The organism is Streptomyces pluripotens, from assembly GCF_000802245.2.
GTDB lineage: Bacteria > Actinomycetota > Actinomycetes > Streptomycetales > Streptomycetaceae > Streptomyces > Streptomyces pluripotens.
In genome coordinates, this window is record NZ_CP021080.1 from 6,005,180 (window position 1) to 6,025,455 (window position 20,276).

Below are 20,276 nucleotides of genomic sequence, written 5' to 3' on the forward strand. Positions count from 1 at the left end.
GTGCGCTCACAGTGATTCGAAGGTGTCGGTCTGCGGGCGGTGCGTCCGTACGGCGCCGGTGTGCACCTCGTAGTACCAGGCGTGCAGGCCCAGCAGCCCCTGCGCCAGCTTGCGTCCGACGCACGGGTACGAGCGCAGTCGCAGCAACTGGGTCAGGACGTGGCTCTGGACGCCCTCGGCGACCTCTGGATCCTCGGCCGCGCCGGCCGGGCGCGGGGCGGCGTGCGCCAGCCAGTCCCGCACGGCGGGTACGGCGGTCAGGTCGTCACCGCGTACGAGCGCTCCGACCGCGCCGCAGTGCGAGTGACCGCAGACCACGATGTCGCGGACGCCCAGTACCTCGACGGCGTATTCGATGGTGGCCGCTTCGCCGGTGGGCTGCTGTGAGGCATAGGGCGGGACGATGTTGCCCGCGGTGCGCAGCTCGAAAAGTTCTCCGGGGCGCGCGCCGGTGATCAGGGCCGGAACGACCCGGGAATCGGAGCAGGTGATGAACAGGACCTGTGGGGACTGGCCTTCGGCGAGTCTGGCGAACTCCTCAGGGCGCTGTCCGAAGGTACGGGCGTTGTCGATGAGGGGCTGCATGTCTGTGGGTTCCTCCTGGCGCGCGGCACTGGCGCGTCGGGCTTGAACGACGGTTGTGGGGGGACCGGGTTTCGGCCCGGCCCTCAGCAGCGGAAGACCTGGAGTGCCGCCGGGGCATGGGCTCTGGGCTTTCCCGGGGCGAGGGGGTGCGGGGTGCCGGACGCGACCGACGGGGCTGTCTCGGTCGTCCGGTCGGCTATGGACGGGTGCGTTCGTGTCCGGCTGGAGGCCGGACCGCGCTGCTGGTCGTGTGCCTGCGGGATACCGACGGGGCTGCCCGGGTCGCCGGAACCGCGGAACGTATCCCTCTCATCACGCACCGGCGTAGTGCAGGGGATGATTTCGGGCTCGGTGTTGGCCAATGCCTGACGGGGCGTGTGCGCGGATGCGAAGGCTCCCGCGGTAGGGGAGGGGCGGAGCGCGAGCAATGCCACGGCGAGGAGGCCGAGCAGGGCCCACCCCGTCATACCTCGGAACATGCGCCTCCCTTCCGGAAGTTTACGCCTCTTGCGTACGCCAAGCATTAGTCAATGAATGGTCAAGAAGTACGTTAACCCTGCAAAGGTCTTTGCAGGGTTAACTGCGCGTTACGCGCGCAAGAGAGCGTGAAAAGTGCGGTTGGCGTGGCGTGATCTAGCTCTTGACTGGCCCATATGTGATCGGGTATTAGAAGCAGCTCTGGCAGTTGCCGACGCGCGGTCGACCGCCTGCTGGTGGTCAGCGGTGGGCGGTCAGCGGCCGACCACCAGTGGCCGGCCGCCGTAGAGATGCAGCCGTGAGGCCGGTCCGTGAGGCCGGTCTATGAGCTGACCAGTCCCTTCGCGTCACGGGCCAGGGCCGTGAGGCGGGATATCGCGCGGAAGTACTTCTTGCGGTAGCCGCCGTTCAGCATCTCCTCACTGAACAGCTTGTCGAACGGCAGGCCTGCGGCCAGCACCGGCACCTCGCGGTCGTAGAGCCGGTCGGCGAGGACCACCAGTCGCAGCGCCGTCGACTGGTCCGGCACCGGCTGCACACCGGTGAGGCAGACCGCCCTTACCCCGTCGGTCAGTGCGCCGTACCGGCTGGGGTGGACCTTGGCCAAGTGCTCCAGCAGGTGTGGGAAGTCGTCCAGCGAGGCGCCCTCGGTGGCGTACGCCGCCTTGGTCACCTGCTCGTCGGTGAACGGCGCCGGCGCTTCGGGAAGGCCGCGGTGGCGGTAGTCCTCACCGTCGATGCGCAGGGCGCGGAAATGGGCGGACAAGCCCTGAATCTCGCGCAGGAAGTCGGCCGCGGCGAACCGGCCCTCGCCCAGCTTGCCGGGCAGCGTGTTGGAGGTGGCGGCGAGGGCCACGCCCGCTTCGACCAGCTTGCCGAGCAGCGTCGACACGAGCACCGTGTCGCCCGGGTCGTCCAGCTCGAACTCGTCGATGCACAGCAGGCTGTGTGCGGACAGGGTCCGGACCGTCTGCTGGAAGCCGAGGGCGCCGACCAGGTTGGTCAGTTCGACGAAGGTGCCGAACGCCTTGCGTGACGGCTCGGCGGGAGTGGCGTGCCAGAGCGAGGCGAGGAGATGGGTCTTGCCGACGCCGTAGCCTCCGTCCAGGTACACCCCGCGCGGGCCGACCGGGGTCTTGGGCGTCTTCGCCCTGCCGAAACCGAAGAAACCGCGCCTGCCGGAGCCGGAGGCGTGCGCCCCGCCGAGCCCGGCCGAGAAGCCCTCCAGCGTCTCTACGGCCTCGCTCTGGCTGACTTGCCTCGGGTCGGGGAGGTAGGTGGAGAAGCGGACCGCGTCGAAGCGCGGCGGCGGCACCATCTCGGCGACCAGTCGTTCCGCGGGGACGTACGGCTCACGGGCGCACAGGGACGAAGGGCCCGCGTCGGTCAGAGGGCTGGATCCGGGGGCAGCGGTGGAAGACGACACGATTACCCATGCTAAGCGCCGTGTCACACTGCACGACATGCGACGCCTGTTCCCTGTGACCGATGAAACAGCAGCCCGGGCTCCCGACGGGGGCGCGGAGACCTCCGGCCGGGGCACGGAGAGGGGGGAAGGGGTTGCCGGGCCCGCTGGTGCTGCCGCAGCGCTCGTTGACCGTGAGTGGAGCCTCACCGAGTTGGCCACCGCCTACGCCTATCCGGAGCCCGCACCGGGTGCCCCGCGTTCGTGGCTGCGGGCCAACATGGTCTCCACGCTCGACGGCGCCGCACAGCACGAGGGGCGTTCGCAGCCCATCTCCAGCGCCGCCGACATGCGGATCTTCGGCACGCTGCGGGCGCTCGCGGACGTCGTCCTGGTCGGTGCTGAAACGGTACGCCAAGAGGGCTACCGGCCGGCTCGCGCACGTGCGGAGTTCGCGGGGGCACGCAGGGCCGCAGGGCAGGGTCCTGCCGCGGCGATCGCCGTCGTCTCCGCGAGTCTGGAGCTGGATTTCTCGCTCCCGCTGTTCACCTCGCCCCTGGTGCCCACGCTCGTCCTGACGGGGGCTGCGGTCGCCCCCGACCGGGTGGCCGCCGCCGAGCAGGCGGGTGCCAAGGTCGTGACCGCCGGAGCCGGCGCGGGGGTCGACCCTGCGCGAGCCGTGCAGGCGCTCGTCGACCTCGGCCACACCCGGCTGCTCACCGAGGGCGGCCCCCGACTGCTCGGTCAGCTGATCGCCGCGGACGTGTTGGACGAGCTGTGCCTGACGGTCTCGCCGATGCTCACCGCGGGCGATGCCCAGCGGATTGCCGGGGGGCCGTCGGTTGCCGTGCCGCGCCGGTTCGCGCTGGCATCCCTTCTCGAAGAGGACGGATTTCTGTTCGGTCGTTACCGTCGCTCCTGAAAACAGCGGAATCTACCGTTCCGTTTATCTTCCGGTGGGCAGACTTAGTCCGGCACAACCCGTGCGATCACGGGGCAGGATGGTTTCCGCAGGGGCCTCGCCGGGCCCCGTAGGACAGAGGGCCCAGCAGGCCCTCGCAGGAGAAGAGGCGCCTGGTGTTCACAAGCGTTCTGATGATCGAGAAGGCCCTGACGTCCGCCGACGTGGAGTTCGTCACTACCTTGCACGGAGACGAGCAGGTGTCCTTCCACGTGCTGCTGCAGCCGCGCGGCGACCAGGCGGACCGGCTGCTACGGGCCCTCGACGACATCGCGCTCGGGGAGCTCGACGAGGCCGTCCGTGAGGGCGAGACCCCGGAGGGTGAGGAGGCCAAGAGCGTCGGACAACGGGCTCTGGAGGTCTCCGTGCAGGCCCTCCGGTCTGCCGGGAGCCCGGCGGAGGGGCGGTTGGTCGAGGAACATCCGCTGGACGCGTTGAAGGCGCTGGTGGCAGAGGTGGGCGCCGATGAGGTGATCGTGCTGACCGATCCGCACTACGTGGAGGAGTTCTTCCACCGTGATTGGGCTTCGCGAGCCCGCCACAAGGTGGGCGTGCCCGTGCTCAAGCTGTTCTCGCACAGCAAGACATGAGGCACGGGGCACAGGACGCTCCTCCGGGCTGACCCTTCCCGGGAAGGTCGTGCCGTCCTCTCCCCCTCGGGCAGCGCTTCTTCGCGGTGAACCCGACGCCCGGGCGCGAGGTCGACGCCCGGGCTCGGGATCCGCTCGTGTTCAGGACCCGCCGCGGCTCTTGGCCTCGGCTTCGGCGATGCCTTCGGCCTCGGTCTCGGCCAGCGCGATGGCCACACCGAATGCCTGGGTGATGTGGCTCGCGGCCGACATGACGCGTGCCGTGCCGACGACGGGGGCGATCGCGACGAGGACGTCCTGGAGCTGTTCCACGGTCAGCTCGGCCTTGATCGCGGGATCGACGTGTGCGAGGTAGGAGATCGCCGGGGCATCCATGGCGGCGAGTGCGGCGATGCGGGTCAGTAGCAGCGTGCGGTCGTCCAGGCCGCAGCGTTCGATCGAGTCGATCGTCATGGCGGCGAGGGTGTCGAGGACGGGAGCGTCCGATGTGGTGGCCATGTCCGGTCGCCTTCCTGGCGTGTGCCGACTGTTTGCCCCGCCACCGTAGGAGCCCATCGGGTGTCGCTGGCTCACCCTTCCCGGGTGAGGGCGTGCCGCGGGCCCGGGTGCTGTGATGGCTGCGTGAGCGGAACCGCGGAGCAACCGCACGCCTCGGCGCCGACCGCTGGAACCGGTGCGGATGTCCTGGAACGGCCCGTTTCCACGGGTGTCACGCGATTGGTCGTGGGCTTGGTCGACCTGGTCGCGCAGACCGTCTCGGCGGCACGCCCCCACTCTCCGCGTGCGCCGGGCCGGCTCACGCCCCTGCAGGATGCTGCCCTCGGGTTCGCGCTGGCGGCCCAGCGGCGGTCGCTGTCCGCGGTCGTGGGGACGGCCGACCGGGCCGGGCGGTGGGCGCGGGCCGCAACCCGGCTGTTCGTGCCACCTGCCGTGCTGGGCGCCGTCGACCGAAGGATCCGTGACTGGGGTGCGTGGGGAGCGATGGAACGTGCGCGGGCCCGGGAGGAGGCCGGACTGCTCGCGCGGACGCTGGTCGGGGCCGTGACGGCGGCTGTCCTGGACGAGGTCGACCTGGATGCCGTGGCCGACCGCCTGGACGTCGACCGTGTGGCCCAGCGTGCCGATCTGGATGCCCTGTTGACCCGCGTGGACCTCGACTCGGTCCTCGCCCGCGTCGACCTGGACGCCGTCCTCGCCCGCGTGGACGTCGATGCCCTCCTGGCCCGGATCGATCTGGACGCCGTCGTGGGGCGCGTTGACCTGGATGCCGTCGCCGGCCGTGTCGATCTGGACGCGGTGGCGGACCGGCTGGACATGGACCGGGTCGTCGGCCGGGTCGACCTGGATGCGGTACTGGACCGCGTGGACCTGGTCACCCACGTCGAACAGGTCCTGGAAGCGTTGGACGTCGGGCGGATCGTCAGAGACACCGGCGGCAGCATCACGGCGGAGACGCTGGACGCCGTCCGTGACCAGAACGCCCGCGCCGACCGGTTCGTGGACCGGATCACCGACCGGCTGTTGCGTCGCGGTGGGGCGAACGGGGATGCCGCGCCGCGGCGGCCCGCGCCGGACGAACGCCCTGGACCCGGGGCCGCCGCGGAGCAGCCGACGACCGGCGGGGGTGGGTCCGGGGAACCGGGCGAGGGGGCGGACCCGCCGTGACCTCGGTGGCCCGTCCGCGCGGCACGGTCGCCGTCCAGGGTCTGCCGGCCGGGCTCGTCACCCGTGTGGCGGCGGCAGTGATCGACCTTCTCGTCGTGCTCGGGACGGTCGCGGTGATCGACCTCGGCTACGCGGTACTGCGGCATCTCCTGCTCGGGCCGCCGTTCACCCTGCCCGATCTGGGTCCGTGGGGCGCCGCGGGGTACGGTTCGGCCCTCGCGGCCGTCTATCTCGCGGGCAGTTGGCGCACGGTCGGGCGCACGGTCGGCGACCACGTGATGGGCCTGCGGGTGACGAACCGGTCGGGGGGCCGCCTGCCCTTGGCCGCCGCGGTGCTGCGGGCCGTCCTCTACCTCGTCTTCCCCTTGGGCCTGCTGTGGATTCCCGTCAGCCGCCGCCGGGCGTCGGTCCAGGACCTCGTGGTGGGCAGTGCCGTGGTGCACGACTGGTACGGCCACTCCCGGACCGGCGTCCATCGTCCGCACGGCTGAGCCGCCGTTCCACCGCCCCTGGGTGACACGGCCTCTGCGCCCCGACTGCTGCCTCTTGGTCGTGCTGCCCCGCCGCTCCTTGGCCCGCAGCCTTCGCCGCGCTGCTTCCGTCATCCCGCGCCGCACTGCCGACGGGCGTCCAGCCCGTTCAACAGCCCCGGGTCCGACGGCCCCAGACGCGCTGTACGCGGACACCGGCCGGACTCCTGACAGCCTCGTGGCGGGCGGCCGTGGCATCGCCCGCCCCTTGCGATGGACCCGGCGTTCGAGCGCATAGGCTAGGCGTGCTTCAGCCCGCACCGTACCTGGGAGAAACGCATGACGCCCGGCCTGCCTGCCGCCATGGACCGACCGCACTTCATCGGCATCGGCGGCGCCGGGATGTCGGGGATCGCCAAGATCCTCGCGCAGCGCGGGGCGAAGGTGGTCGGCAGCGATGCCAAGGACTCTGCGACCGCCGAGGCGCTACGGGCGCTGGGCGTGACCGTGCACATCGGGCACGCGGCCGGGCACCTCGCGGACGACGCGAGCTGCGTCGTCGTGTCGTCGGCGATCCGTGAGGACAACCCGGAGCTGGTGCGTGCCGCCGAGCTGGGGATTCCGGTGGTGCACCGGTCGGACGCGCTGGCGGCGCTCATGGACGGGCTGCGGCCGATCGCCGTGGCCGGCACCCACGGCAAGACCACCACCACCTCCATGCTCGCCGTCTCCCTCACCGAGCTCGGACGGGAGCCGTCGTACGCGATCGGCGGCGATCTGGACGCGCCCGGCTCCAACGCCCTGCACGGCGCGGGGGACGTCTTCGTCGCCGAGGCGGACGAATCGGACCGCAGCTTCCACACATACGCTCCCGAGGTCGCCATCGTCCTCAACGTCGAGCTGGACCACCACGCCAACTACGCCTCCATGGACGAGATCTACGAGTCCTTCGAGACCTTCGCAGGGAAGATCGTCCCCGGCGGCACGCTGGTGATCTCCGCCGACCACGCGGGGGCGCGGGAGCTGACCCGGCGGCTGGCCGGGTCCGTGCGGACCGTGACCTACGGTGAGGCAGACGATGCCGACGTGCGGGTTCTGGAGATCGTCCCGCAGGGGCTGAAGAGCCGGGTCACCGTGTTGCTCGACGGGCGGGAACTCACCTTCACGGTGTCCGTGCCCGGGCGGCACTACGCCCTCAACGCCGTCGCCGCGCTCACCGCTGGTGCCGCCCTCGGGATTCCGGCCGACGGGCTGGCGCCCGCGCTCGCCGCCTACACCGGCGTCAAGCGGCGCCTGCAGCTCAAGGGCGAAGCAGCCGGTGTACAGGTGATCGACTCCTACGCCCACCACCCGACTGAGATGACCGCGGACCTGGAGGCGATGCGCGCCGCCGCCGGTGACTCCCGCATCCTCGTCGTCTTCCAGCCGCACCTCTTCTCCCGCACCCAGCAGTTGGGCAAGGAGATGGGCCGGTCGCTGGCTCTGGCGGACGCCTCTGCCGTGCTCGACGTCTACCCCGCCCGCGAGGACCCGATCCCGGGCGTGACGAGCGACCTGATCATCGAGGCCGCGCGTGCGGCCGGCGCCGATGTCACCGCCGTGCACGACAAGGCGCAGATCCCCGTGGTGATCGCGGGAATGGCGCAGCCCGGGGACCTCGTTCTCACTATGGGCGCGGGCGACGTGACCGACCTGGGCCCGCGGATCCTGGACCGCCTGTCGCAGCAGCAGTGAGCAGCCGTGACAGCAGCAAGCAGCAGGCAGCAGGCAGCAGCGAAGGGGCTGAGGTTCATGTCGTACGAGGTCGAGAAGCCGGACGAGCAGTGGCGCGCGGAGCTGACTCCGGCCGAGTACGCCGTGCTGCGTCAGGCCGCCACCGAGCCGGCCTTCACCGGCGAGTACACGGACACCAAGACCGAGGGGGTGTACTCGTGCCGTGCCTGCGGTGCCGACCTGTTCACCTCCGAAACCAAGTTCGCCTCGCACTGCGGCTGGCCGTCCTTCTACGATCCCAAGGGCACCGACGCGGTGGAACTGGTTGAGGACCGTTCCCACGGCATGGTCCGGACCGAGGTGCGGTGTGCCCGTTGCGGTTCCCACCTCGGGCACGTGTTCGAGGGTGAGGGGTATCCGACCCCGACCAACCAGCGGTACTGCATCAACTCCGTCTCCCTGCGGCTGGCCCCCGCCGAGGACTGACCGCGAGCGCCCCGAACCGAGCGGTCCGTGCTGAAGCGTCCGTGCCGAGGTCGGCGGGGCCGAGGGGCTCCGGGACCGGTGCCCTGCACGCACCGGTTTGAGATCCTGTGAGGGTGTTGGGTGTGGCGCGCTGGATACAGTCCCGTCGCAGGCCCGCGCCCGGCGACGGTCACCGCCGTGAGATCGGCGCCTCCGGCGAGAACGCGCGGGCCGCAGCGCGGCTGAGCACGCTGCGCGAGGCGCTGGCCGGTGTGGGCACGACCCTCGACGAGGCCACGACCTGCGCCGAGCTGACCCGGGCTGTTCTGCGGCTGGCAGGCGGGGCGGCCGCAGTGGTGCGTCGGACGGGGAAGGCCGTATCGGGCTACGAGGCGATCGTGGGGGACCCTGGCCTGCTGCCCGATGCCCGGTGGGCCACCGCCGTGGCCCGGGAGGCGGTCGTATCCGAGGGCGGTCCGGTGGCGCAGCCGTGGTTGAAGCACCCGGACGGCACCAGTGCCCGGACCGCACTGTGCGCGCCGCTGACCAGCGGGGAGGACACCTACGGTGTCCTGGTGTGGGCCCGGGCCGGGGGGCCGCTTGCCCGCGCGGAGGCCGAGCTGACCGCCCTGCTCGCCGAGCGTGCCGCCTCCCACATCCGGCACGCCCGCGCGTACGAGCAGGTCAGTCGTACCGCGAGCGACCTGCAACGCGCCCTGCTGGCCGAACCCGGCCGCCCGCACCCCAACCTGGATGTCGCCGTCCGCTACCTCCCGGTCGGCGGGAGTGCGCTGGTCGGCGGCGACTGGTGCGAAACCGTCCGGTTGCACTTCGGCCGCACCCTCCTGGTGGTCGGCGACGTGATGGGGCATGGCCTGGAAGCCGCCGTCGACATGAGCGCCTACCGCTCCTCTCTGCGCTACATCGCCTCCTCCGACCTGCCCCCGCACCGCGTGCTGCGCCAGATGGACGACATTGCCTCCGGGGAGGCGGACCGCAGGCCCGCTACCTGTCTGCTCGCCCGTGTCGATCCGGGCCGGGGGCAGGTCACCGTGGCCAGCGCCGGTCACCTGCCGCCGGTGCTCATCACCAGGGGCGGCGAGGCGGCCCTGCTGCCCGTCCCCGTGGGACCGCCCCTGGGCACCGGACTCGGCGGCTACGAGACCGCCACCCACGAATTCGCGGATGCGGAGACGCTCGTGCTGTTCACCGATGGGCTCGTGGAGCACCGCGGTGAGGACATCGACCACTCCCTCGCCCGTCTGGCCGCCCTCAGCTTCACCGACTGCAACGGGGTCGACGCGGTCCTGGACACCATCCTCGCCCGTCTGGACGCCCGGCACGCGGAAGACGACGTGGCCGTCCTCGCCGCCCGCTCGCACCTGAGGCGGGGCACCCACGCGGACTCCGCTCCGGCAGACCGCTCGCCCGGCTGAGCAACCGCAACCGGTCGTACCGCGATGCCGGTTGCGCGTCACGTCGGCCGCTCGCTGCTGCGGCAGCCTTCCGCCTGCGGTCTCCCGCCGGAGTGCCGGAACCCGCGCGGTCTAAACTCTTCCCGCAACGGCCCGCGTATCGACAACCGTGGTCGGAAGTGGGCGGAGAACTGCCAAACCCGAAGGGTATTCGGCGTTTTGATACGGATTGAGTCAGTCACGAAGCGGTACCCGGACGGCACGGTCGCGGTCGACCAGTTGTCACTGGACATACCTGACCGCGCGATCACCGTCCTGGTTGGGCCGTCCGGCTGTGGCAAGACGACGACCCTGCGGATGATCAACCGGATGGTGGAGCCCAGCGACGGCAGCATCCTGATCGACGGTATGGACATCCGGCAACAGCCGGTCAACACCCTGCGGCGCTCCATGGGTTACGTCATCCAGAACGCCGGACTCTTCCAACACCGCACCATCCTCGACAACATAGCCACCGTGCCCCGCCTGCTCGGCTGGAGCAAGCAGGAGGCGCGCGCCCGGGCGGCGGAGCTGATGGAGCGGGTCGGGCTGGATGCCACCCTGGCCAAGCGGTACCCGTACCAGCTCTCCGGCGGGCAGCAGCAGCGTGTTGGCGTGGCCCGGGCGCTCGCCGCCGACCCGCCGGTGCTGCTGATGGACGAACCGTTCTCTGCCGTCGACCCCGTCGTGCGCAAGGGACTGCAAGACGAACTCCTGCGCATCCAAGATGAGTTGGGCAAGACCATCGTCTTTGTCACCCATGACATCGATGAGGCGGTCAAGCTGGGTACCATGGTCGCCGTGCTCCGCACCGGCGGCCGTCTCGCCCAGTTCTCCCCGCCCGCGGAACTCCTCAGCGCGCCCGCCGACTCCTTCGTGGAGGACTTCCTCGGCGCCGACCGGGGCATCCGTCGGCTGTCCTTCTTCCCTTCCGGGAGGCTGGAGTTGCAGACCGCCCCCATCGTGGGGATCGACGCGGACGCCGCGAAGATCGCCTCCCGGGCCGAGGCCCCCTACCTCCTCGTCACCGACCTTGACGGCAAGCCGCTCGGTTGGAGCGAGCCCGAACGTCTCACCGCCGGAGCCATCGACCGCGACCAGCTCATCGACCACGGAAGGCCCTTCCTGCCCGGCACGGATTCGCTGCGCACCGCGCTCGACGGGTCCGTGCTCTCACCGACCGGCTGGGCCGTCGCGGTGGACGGCCAGGGACGCGCCGTCGGTGTCGTCTCCCAGCAGGTCATCGGCGAGGCCATTCGTGCCGCCCACGGCCAGGTGGCCCAGGACCTCGGTGTGAAGGCCGCGCGATGAACGGATTCTTCGACCTCCCGAGCGACTTGCAGCACGGCTACTTCGGACTCATCGGTCTGCACCTGCGCGAAGGCTTGGTGCCGGTGTTGGCCGGACTGCTCATCGCCCTGCCCGTCGCCCAGCTCTGCGTACGGTTCCGCTGGGTCTACCCGCCCGTCCTCGGCGTCACCACCGTGCTCTACTCCATCCCGTCACTGGCCTTCTTCGTCGTCCTCATCGACTACTTCGGTCAGAGCGAGACCACCGTGATGATCCCGCTCGCGGTCTACAGCTTGGTGGTGTTGGTCCCGGCGATCGTGGATGGTGTCCGATCGGTCCCGCAGGAGACCCTGGCCGCCGCACAGGCTATGGGATTTGGGCCGGTGCGCCGTTACCTCCAGGTCCAGTTGCCCATCGCCGTCCCCGCGATCCTCGCCGGCCTCAGGGTGGCGACCGTGTCCAGCCTCTCCCTGGTCAGCGTCGGCATGCTCATCGGCAACCAGGGGGCCCTGGGCAACATGCTCTACGACGCCCAGACCTACCACCGGCCCGCACTGGCCGTGAACTCCGTGCTGACCACCGCGGTTCTGGGCATCCTCGCCGACGCTCTGCTGGTCCTCGTCCGTCTGCTTCTCACGCCCTGGATGCCGAGGAAGGGGGCGGCCCGGTGAACGTACTGCATCTCGTGCACGCCTTCTTCAGCGACGGCGCCCACTGGCACGGCTACGACGGCATCCCCGCCCGGTTCGCCGAGCACATCGAGTACTCGCTGGAAGCCCTGCTGCTCGCGGCCGTGATCGCCCTGCCCATCGGCCTAGTCACCGGCCACTACGGGCGCGGCGGCAACGCACTCGCGCTGATCGCCACCGCTGGCAGGGCCCTGCCCAGCTTCGGCCTGCTGGTGCTGATGTTCATCTGGATCGGCCTCGGCCTGATGCCGGTGATGGTCCCGCTGGTCGTACTCGCCGTACCGCCGATCCTCGTCACCACCTACGAAGCGATTCGTTCCGTGGACCCCTCCCCAGTGGACGCGGCACGGGGAATGGGGATGCCCGAGGCCCGCGTCCTCCTCCAGGTGGAGGTGCCGGTCGCCCTGCCGCTGATCCTCAGCGGCCTGCGCACGGCGGCCGTCCAGATCGTCTCCACCGCCACCATCGCCGCCTACATCGGCTTCGGCGGACTGGGCCGGTACATCATCGATGGCCTCTTCCAGCGCAACTACGAGAAGGTCGTCGGTGGCGCCACCCTGGTCGCCGTGCTCGCCCTCGTCACCCTCGCGGTGTTCTGGGCGGCGTCGCGGCTCACGGTGTCACCGGGGGTGCAACGCAGCGGCTGACGGTCGGGCCGAGCCGAGTGCCGTCGGCATGACCGTCACACAGCACCAGACACCGCTACTGCTCGGTGCGGGCCAGCGCCAGTTCCAGGACGACGAGCAGGGCGTCCCGCACCGAGCCGCGTTCCCGGGCGTCGAACACCACGATCGGCACTCCGCCGGAGACGTCCAGCGCCCAGCGGATCTCGTCCAGGGAGTGCTCCACCTTCCCGTCGAAGGCATTGACCGCGACGGCGAACGGGATGTCCTTGTGCTCGAAGTAGTCGACGGCCGCGTAGCAGTCGTCCAGCCGCCGGGTGTCGACGATGACGAGGCCGCCGACCGCGCCCTCCACGATGTCGTCCCACATGAACCCGAACCGCTCCTGGCCGGGCGTCCCGAACAGGTACAGCTTCAGCATCGGGTCGATGGTGATGCACCCGAAGTCCATGGCCACGGTGGTCGTGGTCTTGTGCGGCGTGTGCGTGAGGTCGTCCACGCCGGCCGCCACCTCGGTGATCGACGCCTCCGTGGTCAGCGGCTCGATCTCCGAGATCGCGCCGACGGCGGTGGTCTTCCCCACCCCGAAGCCGCCCGCGATCACCATCTTCACCGGTAGCGGCGGCCGTACGGCATCCCGTGCGGCGACGCCCCGGACGAGTGGTTCAGTCGGTGTCACTCGATACCCCTCGGGAGTCGGGGATGGCCCTGAGACCATCGATGAGCCTGCGCAGCACTGACGCGTCGTGGGTGGCCTCGGCGTCCGGCACGTACACCGTCAGCTGCCCCGCCTCGCGCAGGTCCTCGGCCAGTACGCGGACCACGTTCAGATGCAGCCGCAGCCGCGCCGCGAGTTCCGCAAGGGACTGCGGCAGCCGGCACGCGGCGACGATGTCGTGCTGCTCGAAGGAGAGCCGGCCGAGCGCGTCGAGACCGGCGAGCGTGGCCACCACCTGCGTCTCCAGGGGCAGCGCCCGGCCGGAGGCGGCATCCGCCACCCGGCCGGCGGTGACCAGGAACGGCCGTACGGCGGGGGCGGGGCCGACCGGGTCCGAGCCCGGGGTGCCGTCCGCCATGGGAACCGTCTCCTCCTCAGCGTGCCGACGTGGCGCCGACGCTGTTCTTCAGTTCGAGGACGAGCTGCGGGCTGAGGGCGGCCCCGGCGCGGTTGGCGAACAGCGTCATCTCGTAGGCGATGTTGCCGAGCTTTGCCTCCTTGCCGGTGACGACGCCGAGCACGGCGCCGCTGCCGATCGCGGAGACGATCACGTGGCCGCCTTCCAGATCGATGATGACCTTGTTCAAGCCCCCCAGCCCGTAATTGCCGGAGGCGCCCGCAGCCAGGCTGGTGATGCCCGAGACGATCGCCGCGAGCCGCTCGGAGTCGGCGTGCTCGCGCAGCTGGGACACCGCGATCAGCAGACCGTCGGAGGAGACGGCGATCGCGTCGACGACGCCTGCGGTCTCGGTCGCGAAACGGTTCAGCAGCCAGGTGAAGTCGGCTGCGGCTGCCTGCAGGTCGGATGGCGTGGTGCCGTCCGTCGGGGTGTCACCTGTCGACGTGCTCACTGCTCGGCTCCTTCCGGAAGGTGGTTCTGGTCGTGCGGCGGGATGGTCGGGGCGGGACGCCCGTGTTCGGGGCTCGCCCGGTCGGCGCGCGCCGACCGGGCGGCGGCGTCGGGATGCGGGGCGGGGGTGTGCTCAGGACGGGTGCCACCTTCCGTGTCGCTGTCCCGCTGGGCGCGTTCCACCGCCTCTTCGAACTCTTCCAGCGCGCTGCGCACGGCCTCCGCGTCCAGCGGGCGCGCGGACTGCGGTACCGCAGGAGCGGCGCCGGCGGTGGACGGCAACGTGGCTCCGCGGACCCGCCGACGCAGCGGGCGGCCGGTACCCGAGGGCCTCGCCGCGGCCTGTTCACTGACCGCGGCGGTCTGCTCGCCGGCCGCCGCGGCCGGCCTGTCGGCGGCCGGTGAATCGGACCCGCTTGTCACCGTGCCGGTGCGGGCCGCTGCCGTGCCGGTCCCCCGAGCCGTCGTGGTCGTCCCGTCCGGGACCGGCCCGGACTGCTGCTCGCGGCGCGGAATCCGGCGGGGGAGTGGCCCGGCGACATCGGTACGAGCGGCTTCGGCCTGGGCGGGGCCGACGATCACGGCCTTCCCGGGCGCGCTGTCCACCGACGCCTGCCGCGGTACGCCACGGGCCGGCACGGGCCCGGACACCACGGCGGCGGGTCCCGGCGTCACGGTGACCGGGGTGTCCGCCTGCGGGTTGAGCATCAGCAGCACAGACGTGGGCAGGGACACCTCCGCCGTCACACCGCCGCCCGGCGTCCGGGTCAGCTCTACCCCGATCTCCCAACGGCGGGCCAGCGCGCCCACCACGAACAGGCCCAGCACCTTCGTCGGCATCAGATCCAGGCGTTCGCGCCGGACCAGCCTGGCGTTCTCCTCGGCGAGGCGCTCGGCGCTCATGCCGAGACCGTGATCCGTGATCGCCACGCGCGCGCCGTCGGTACCGGAGCGGACGGTCACTTCGACCGGGCTGCTCTCGGGTGAGAACCCGACGGCGTTCTCCAAGAGTTCGGCAGTCATCAGCGTCAGGTCGCCGACGACGTCCGGATCGACCATGGCGTCCGCCGCCGCGTACAGCCGCACCCGCTGATAGCCCTCGATCTGTCCCAGCGCTGCCCGCACGACGTTGGACAACGCTGCCGGCCCCGCCTCCAGCACGGTCTCGCGGATGCCGGCCAGCAGCATCAGGCTGTCGGCATTGCGGCGCAGCCGCACGGCGATGTGGTCGATGGAGTACAGGCGTTCCAGCAGAGCGGGGTCGGTCTCACCACGTTCCACCGCATCAATCAGCGTGAGCTGGCGTGTCGTCAGGTTCGACACGCGTCGGCCCACGTTGCCGAACATCTCGGCGGTGTTGCGTCGACTGAGCACCTGACGCTCCAGCAGCGCGGCGGCGGTGGTCTGCACCCGGTTGAACGCCTCGGCCAGGTCGCCGATCTCGTCACGCGCGGTGACCGGCATGTCCCGCAGCCGGGGCGGTCCGTCGTCCTCGGCGTCGTCGTCGGCCACCCGGGCAAGCTCGCGCCCCGCGACCTCGGCGACCTCCTGCGCCGCGCCGGTGAGCGCCTGCACGGGCCGGATCACCGAGCGGCGCACCAGTACGGCGAACGCGATCCACAGGACGAAGGCGATCAGCGCGCCGCTCAGCAGCAGACCCGCCCGCCAACGGGCGGAGGTGGCGGCGCCGTCGGCACGGTCGGCGATCTCCCCGATCAGCGAGGTGGTGATCTTCAACCGGGCGGCGGCCTGCTGGGGATAGGCGGGGTAGCCGGCCAGTGAGCCCTGGACCGCCAGCCGGATCTGCCTCTGCCCCTGCGCCTGCAACTGACCTGCATCGACCTGCAGCTCGGCGAAGGCCTGAGCGATCTCACGCTGTGCCGGAGTGTGCTCGATGCCGCCGAGCCGGTCCGTTTGCTCCTCGGTGGCGAACCGGGCGAACCGGTCGGCCTGGTGGATGTAGAGGTCGTAGGCACCGACCGCGCTGGTGAACTCGATCTGCGCGTTGGTGTCCCCGGTGGTGGCGGCGAACACGTTGGTCTCGAAGGCCCCGTGGGCGGCATCCGCGCGCAGCAGGGAGTCGAGCAGGTTGCCGGTGAAGGTGGCGGCCAGGTCGGTGTTGCGGTCGAGGCTGAGCCCGTCGATCAGTCCCTGCGAGGCGTTGGTGTAGGCCGGGTCGATGTTGTCGGCCGGCAGGTACGAACGCTCCACCGAGGTGCGCAGGCTGGTGAGGCCGCCGACTTCGTGCAAGGCCTGCGCCTCGCGCTCCGGCAGTTGCTCACCGAAGCTTTCGCGCACCTTCTCCACCTGTGAGTCAACCGCCTTCTGCGCCGCGCGGTAGGCGGACTTCGACGGCTTGGTGTCCCCGGACTCGTAGCGCGCGGAGAGCAGGATCGCCTGCTGGTGTTCGGCCTCTACCCGGTCGACCAGTCGAGCTACCTGGGCGCTGTCACGTACGAGCTGGGCGGCCGACGCGGCGCTGCCGGATTGCTGCACCAAATCGGTGAACAGGTAGGACAGCAGGCAGGTGATGACCGCGAGGGGGATACCGACGAGTAGGTTGAGTTTGCGCCTGAAGGGCCAGCGGTCGGCGAAACCCCGTGCTCCGCTCCGCGTGGGGGCGTGCCTGGCAGGCGCGTCCACCTGGTTCGTGGACACCGGGCCTCCTTCGTGGGTGTCTTGCCTCGGGGGTTCGGCCATCCCCGCGCCTGGGGGGCGTCGTCACCCCCGAAACGCCTGCGTCACGACACCGAAGCGGGCCCCGTGCACGCTGTGGCCGGTGGCAACTGCCCCGAGCCTACAGGCTCCTTAAACGATCGATCCGCGCGGCTTTCATCAAGAATCTGTTACGAAGAGACCGCGCTCCGTGCACAACTGAGCACAGATCGATGCCAATCGGTGGACTGTGGTACTTGACTGACCGAGAACCGGCTGGATTGGATCAGAGGGTGACTTCCACGACCCATATCAGCAGGTTCATCCGGAGGAACCGAGGCGCGGCAGCGACGTTCGCCCTCGTGGCGGCGACGGCTCTGCTGGCGGGCTGCTCCTCCAGCGACGACAAGGGAGTTGTCGTCGGATCCAACAACTTCCCCGAGAGCAACCTGCTCGCCGACATCTACGGCGAGGCACTCAAGGCCAAGGGGATCACGGTCACCTACAAACCGAACATCGGCAGTCGCGAGACGACCTACGGGCTCATCAAGAACGGTTCGATCTCGGTCCTGCCCGAGTACAACGGGGCACTGCTGGCCTATCTCGACCCCAAGGCCACGCCGAAGACCACCGAGGCCACGACGGCGGCCATCAAGGCCAAGCTGGGTTCCAAGCTGACGTTGCTACAACCCTCGTCGGCGCAGGACAAGGATTCCGTCACGGTCAACGCGGCCACCGCGCAGAAGTACAACCTCACCGGGAAGTCCTCCATCGCAGACCTCAAAGGCATAGCCAAGGGCCTGGTCATCGGAGGCTCGCCCGAGTTCCAGACCCGTCACCAGGGGCTGGTGGGCCTGAAGTCCGTCTACGGAGTGGACTTCAAGTCCTTCAAGGCGTTGGACGCGGGCGGCCCGCTCACCCAGGCTGCGCTCAAGAAGGACGCCGTGCAGGCGGCTGACGTCTTCACCACGGATCCGACCATCTCCAAGGAGAAGTTCGTCGTCCTGCAGGACCCGGAGAACCTCTTCGGCTTCGAGAACGTCCAGCCGCTCGTCCACAAGGGCGCGCTGCCCCAGAAGGGCGTGGACGCGCTCAACGCGGTCTCGGCCAAGCTCGATACCGCGACCTTGCTCGACCTGGACACCCAGGTTCAGGCGCAGAACAAGGACCCGCTGGACGTGGCGAAGGCATGGTTGAAGTCCGCCGGTCTCTCCTGACACCGCACCGGGTAGCACGACCACCGATGTGACGCTGTGGGTGCCCCGGACTCCGGGGCACCCACAGCGGGTTCCACTGCGCCGATCCGCACCGCTGGTGCCGGCGGGCCCGGCTTCCGGGCCGAGCGTGCGCCGAACCGATTGCCGAACGCCCCAGCCGGCGGATCGGCCAACGGACCGGTAGGACGGGACGACGGGCCGAAACGGCCAGCGCGGGGGTTCAGCGCGCCCAGCAGGCGGAATCAGAGGTCGAATTCGTGCGGCGGCAGGTCGAGCGTGTAGCACGCCTCGCGCACGATGGCCTGCTCGGTCTTGTCGAAGTCGCCGTCGGCCCCGCCGATGACGATACCGATCTGGATGACGGCCCGTGCCTCGGCCGGCTTCTTCTTCGCCTTGGCGATCTCCTGCAGCACACTCACCTTGCCGAAGGCGAAGTCGGTCGTCAGCTTGTTCAGATTGTCCTCGAAGCGGCGCCTGAGATCATCCGCCGAGAAGTTCTGCAAAACCTCGTTCGTGGCGATGAGTTGGGCAACCCGCTGCCGCTCCGACGGGTCAACGGTCCCATCGGCAGCAGCCACGAGGGCGCACATCGCCATGCTCGCGTCGCGGAAGGCGCCGCTCTTCAGGTCGTTCTTCTTCGCAACCAACTGGGTCTGCATCTGCGACGCCGATTCCCTGATGCGGTCCCACAGGGCCATGTGCACTCCTTGTATCCACGGTCGGGTGCGTCCACAGCACTCCGACAGACATTTCTGCGGCACCGTGGAAACTCGTGAGACGGCGGGGAAGTTCCGCAGACCTGGACTGAATTCCCGGAAGCGGACCGAGCACAGCACCGTCGACACCGACGTGGCGGCGCGGGAGGAGGCGGCAGTGACGACACAGCCCGGCACCGATGGCCAGCACCCCTCGGGCGAAATGCCCGCCGAGGCGGCCGCCTCCCCCGGCTGTTCGCTTCGCCGGTCCGACTGCATGCCGTGGGGGTGCTGATCGAGGGTGAGAGCGTTGTCACCGGGCTCGCCGAGCAGGTCGGGGGAGCGCTGCCCGCCGTCAGCCAGCACCTCACCCAACCCAGGCTCGCCGGACTCGTTCACTCGCGCCGCGAGAGCCGTCGCCAGGTGCACTTCGTCGCCGGAGCGGCACGGGCCGTCGTCATCGACGTCGTACGCCTTCGTCGGGCGGCTCGCCGCGCGGACGGTTGCCGACCTGCGTCCGGCGTCCCGCTTCCCGGGTTGCTGAGCCCGTCCCGGTACCTCCGCAAGACCTGCGGCGCCTGACTGCAGCCGCTCGACCGACCCCGGACAGCCCCGGTGCGGGAGGGCGAAGAGGCGGGTGGGTCGGGCACCCCGCAGCGGCGCGTGGCTGGCGCCCTGCCGGGCGGGGCGGGGACTCAGCCGTCGTCTCCGTCTCCGTCGTCTCCGTCCTCGTCGCCCTGGTCGTCCTCGAAGAAGTCACCGATCTCGTCCACGACTTCCGCGGCCACCAGACCGCCCACCACACCGACGGCGAGGCCCGCAGCGCCCACGGCCAGGGCCGTACCCAGGCCCGGTCCGCAACGGTGATCGTCGTGGCCGGGGTGGTGGTCGGGGTGCGGCACGTCGCCGTGGTGGTGTTCCGGGTGACCGCTGTGGGCATGGTGGTGTTCGGTCAACCAGGCCATCCAGCTCTCGACTTCTCTGTTCCAGTCCAGGCTCGTCGCGTCATCGTGGCGCAGCTCGAACCGGGCCAGTGCGTCGTGCCCGGACGAGTGCGGTCTCTCCCGCTTGTCCGCCTCGAGCACCACCTCGACGCCCGTGGGGGAGGCGAGGAAGGTTAGCTCGACCTCCTGCACCGCGTGCGCGTACTGCGGGGCCGGGAATAACTCGATCTCCTGGTAGAACGGCAACTGTTGGCCCGTACCGCCGATGCGGCCGTACTCCAGATCGGCCGAGTGGAAGCCGAAACCGACCTGGCCGAGTGCCTCCAGGACCGCTTCCTGCACGGGTAGTGGACGGACGGCGAGCGGATCCAGATCGCCCTTGTCCCGGGCACCGGCCACCCTGACCTCCGTACGGACTCCCAGCACGATGCCGAGCGGCTGGCCGTGCAACTCCGTGATCGGGGTTTCCCACGGGACCGGCACGCTGAACGGCAGTTCTCGATCCTCGTGCTCGCCGAGCCGGAAGTAGCCGCAGATAGTGAACCGATCGAAGACGACCGTGCCCTCGCTCTCCGCGTCCTCGTGCTCCGCCTCGACGCGAGCGATCAGTTCCAGGCCGATGTGCTCGATCCCCACGGCCGATTCGCCGCCCCTGAGCAGCACCCGTCCGGTCAACGCGCCACCGGGCAGCACTGGGCCGCCGTCCAGTACCGTGTCCACGCCGGGGCCGCCGACGCCCATCGCACCCAGCAGCCTTTTGAACACCACGCCGCAGCTCCTTCGTTCATCGCATCGTCCGCACGGCGAGAC

Annotated in this window: 21 protein-coding genes and 1 pseudogene; 12 read left to right on the top strand and 10 right to left on the bottom strand. The window is 70.3% G+C overall.

Translation table 11 applies throughout. The annotated features are described in order from the left end of the window. Positions 1 to 6 precede the first annotated feature (6 nt). From LK06_RS26700 to zapE, 3 genes are all read right to left on the bottom strand, one after another. Entirely contained in the window at positions 7 to 585 is a 579-nt protein-coding gene (locus tag LK06_RS26700; RefSeq protein WP_039648528.1) for a carbonic anhydrase, read from the bottom strand. Positions 586 to 668: 83 nt separating this feature from the next. After that, positions 669 to 1,064: a hypothetical protein gene (locus tag LK06_RS33460; RefSeq protein WP_043407810.1), complete on the bottom strand. Its 396-nt coding sequence runs from the start codon at positions 1,062 to 1,064 to the stop codon at positions 669 to 671. A gap of 320 nt (positions 1,065 to 1,384) precedes the next feature. Beyond that, entirely contained in the window at positions 1,385 to 2,488 is a 1,104-nt protein-coding gene (gene zapE / locus LK06_RS26705; protein ID WP_039648527.1) for a cell division protein ZapE, read from the bottom strand. Between the two features lie 37 nt (positions 2,489 to 2,525). Between zapE and LK06_RS26710 the strand changes: the two genes are divergently transcribed. Together LK06_RS26710 and LK06_RS26715 are read left to right on the top strand one after the other, a co-directional pair. After that, on the top strand, positions 2,526 to 3,389 hold the full coding sequence (locus tag LK06_RS26710; protein WP_039648526.1) for a pyrimidine reductase family protein: 864 nt from the start codon (positions 2,526 to 2,528) through the stop codon (positions 3,387 to 3,389). A 155-nt stretch (positions 3,390 to 3,544) separates the two neighbouring features. Then, complete coding sequence (locus tag LK06_RS26715) at positions 3,545 to 4,018, top strand: indole-3-glycerol phosphate synthase (RefSeq protein ID WP_174673940.1); 474 nt, start codon at positions 3,545 to 3,547, stop codon at positions 4,016 to 4,018. A 141-nt stretch (positions 4,019 to 4,159) separates the two neighbouring features. Here LK06_RS26715 and LK06_RS26720 read toward each other — a convergent pair whose 3' ends face one another. Continuing rightward, entirely contained in the window at positions 4,160 to 4,516 is a 357-nt protein-coding gene (locus LK06_RS26720) for a carboxymuconolactone decarboxylase family protein (RefSeq protein WP_039648524.1), read from the bottom strand. A gap of 123 nt (positions 4,517 to 4,639) precedes the next feature. On the opposite strand from LK06_RS26720, the gene LK06_RS26725 reads away from it, so the two are divergent. The 8 genes from LK06_RS26725 (at position 4,640) to LK06_RS26760 (ending at position 12,411) form a co-directional block, all read left to right on the top strand. Then, positions 4,640 to 5,683 carry a hypothetical protein gene (locus LK06_RS26725; protein WP_159025063.1) on the top strand — a complete coding sequence of 348 codons (1,044 nt, stop codon included), beginning with the start codon at positions 4,640 to 4,642 and terminating at the stop codon, positions 5,681 to 5,683. After that, positions 5,680 to 6,174 carry an RDD family protein gene (locus LK06_RS26730; protein ID WP_086083515.1) on the top strand — a complete coding sequence of 165 codons (495 nt, stop codon included), beginning with the start codon at positions 5,680 to 5,682 and terminating at the stop codon, positions 6,172 to 6,174. The genes LK06_RS26725 and LK06_RS26730 overlap by 4 nt, the downstream gene beginning before the upstream one ends. 318 nt (positions 6,175 to 6,492) lie before the next feature. Continuing rightward, complete coding sequence (murC, locus tag LK06_RS26735) at positions 6,493 to 7,887, top strand: UDP-N-acetylmuramate--L-alanine ligase (RefSeq protein ID WP_039648523.1); 1,395 nt, start codon at positions 6,493 to 6,495, stop codon at positions 7,885 to 7,887. Positions 7,888 to 7,944: 57 nt separating this feature from the next. Beyond that, positions 7,945 to 8,352 carry a peptide-methionine (R)-S-oxide reductase MsrB gene (gene msrB, locus LK06_RS26740; protein ID WP_039648611.1) on the top strand — a complete coding sequence of 136 codons (408 nt, stop codon included), beginning with the start codon at positions 7,945 to 7,947 and terminating at the stop codon, positions 8,350 to 8,352. 113 nt (positions 8,353 to 8,465) lie between these two features. Beyond that, a complete protein-coding gene (locus tag LK06_RS26745; RefSeq protein WP_052269694.1) occupies positions 8,466 to 9,767 on the top strand; it encodes a PP2C family protein-serine/threonine phosphatase in 1,302 nt (433 codons plus the stop codon). Positions 9,768 to 9,965: 198 nt separating this feature from the next. Next, positions 9,966 to 11,096, top strand: a complete 1,131-nt coding sequence (locus LK06_RS26750; protein WP_039648522.1) for an ABC transporter ATP-binding protein — start codon at positions 9,966 to 9,968, stop codon at positions 11,094 to 11,096. After that, on the top strand, positions 11,093 to 11,746 hold the full coding sequence (locus tag LK06_RS26755; protein WP_039648521.1) for an ABC transporter permease: 654 nt from the start codon (positions 11,093 to 11,095) through the stop codon (positions 11,744 to 11,746). The genes LK06_RS26750 and LK06_RS26755 overlap by 4 nt, the downstream gene beginning before the upstream one ends. Beyond that, positions 11,743 to 12,411, top strand: coding sequence for an ABC transporter permease (locus LK06_RS26760; protein WP_043407813.1), 669 nt, complete (start codon positions 11,743 to 11,745; stop codon positions 12,409 to 12,411). The genes LK06_RS26755 and LK06_RS26760 overlap by 4 nt, the downstream gene beginning before the upstream one ends. Positions 12,412 to 12,466: 55 nt before the next feature. Here the strand turns inward: LK06_RS26760 and LK06_RS26765 are convergent, their stop codons facing one another. Genes LK06_RS26765 through LK06_RS26780 form a run of 4 tightly spaced genes read right to left on the bottom strand, consistent with a single transcriptional unit; the run spans position 12,467 to position 16,613 of the window. After that, a complete protein-coding gene (locus LK06_RS26765) occupies positions 12,467 to 13,066 on the bottom strand; it encodes a GTP-binding protein (RefSeq protein ID WP_039648519.1) in 600 nt (199 codons plus the stop codon). Further along, entirely contained in the window at positions 13,053 to 13,463 is a 411-nt protein-coding gene (locus LK06_RS26770) for a DUF742 domain-containing protein (RefSeq protein ID WP_039648518.1), read from the bottom strand. The genes LK06_RS26765 and LK06_RS26770 overlap by 14 nt, the downstream gene beginning before the upstream one ends. Positions 13,464 to 13,479: 16 nt before the next feature. Further along, positions 13,480 to 13,956, bottom strand: a complete 477-nt coding sequence (locus LK06_RS26775) for a roadblock/LC7 domain-containing protein (RefSeq protein ID WP_039648517.1) — start codon at positions 13,954 to 13,956, stop codon at positions 13,480 to 13,482. Then, on the bottom strand, positions 13,953 to 16,613 hold the full coding sequence (locus LK06_RS26780) for a sensor histidine kinase (protein WP_043407816.1): 2,661 nt from the start codon (positions 16,611 to 16,613) through the stop codon (positions 13,953 to 13,955). The genes LK06_RS26775 and LK06_RS26780 overlap by 4 nt, the downstream gene beginning before the upstream one ends. Positions 16,614 to 16,903: 290 nt before the next feature. Between LK06_RS26780 and LK06_RS26785 the strand changes: the two genes are divergently transcribed. Beyond that, positions 16,904 to 17,827, top strand: coding sequence for an ABC transporter substrate-binding protein (locus LK06_RS26785; protein WP_039648515.1), 924 nt, complete (start codon positions 16,904 to 16,906; stop codon positions 17,825 to 17,827). Positions 17,828 to 18,069: 242 nt separating this feature from the next. Here LK06_RS26785 and LK06_RS26790 read toward each other — a convergent pair whose 3' ends face one another. After that, on the bottom strand, positions 18,070 to 18,525 hold the full coding sequence (locus LK06_RS26790; RefSeq protein WP_039648514.1) for a tellurite resistance TerB family protein: 456 nt from the start codon (positions 18,523 to 18,525) through the stop codon (positions 18,070 to 18,072). Between the two features lie 175 nt (positions 18,526 to 18,700). Between LK06_RS26790 and LK06_RS26795 the strand changes: the two are divergent. After that, a pseudogene (locus LK06_RS26795) lies at positions 18,701 to 19,066 on the top strand (ArsR/SmtB family transcription factor). Positions 19,067 to 19,217: 151 nt separating this feature from the next. On the opposite strand, the gene LK06_RS26800 reads toward LK06_RS26795, so the two are convergent. After that, entirely contained in the window at positions 19,218 to 20,234 is a 1,017-nt protein-coding gene (locus LK06_RS26800; RefSeq protein WP_043407821.1) for a sporulation protein, read from the bottom strand. Positions 20,235 to 20,276 lie beyond the last annotated feature (42 nt).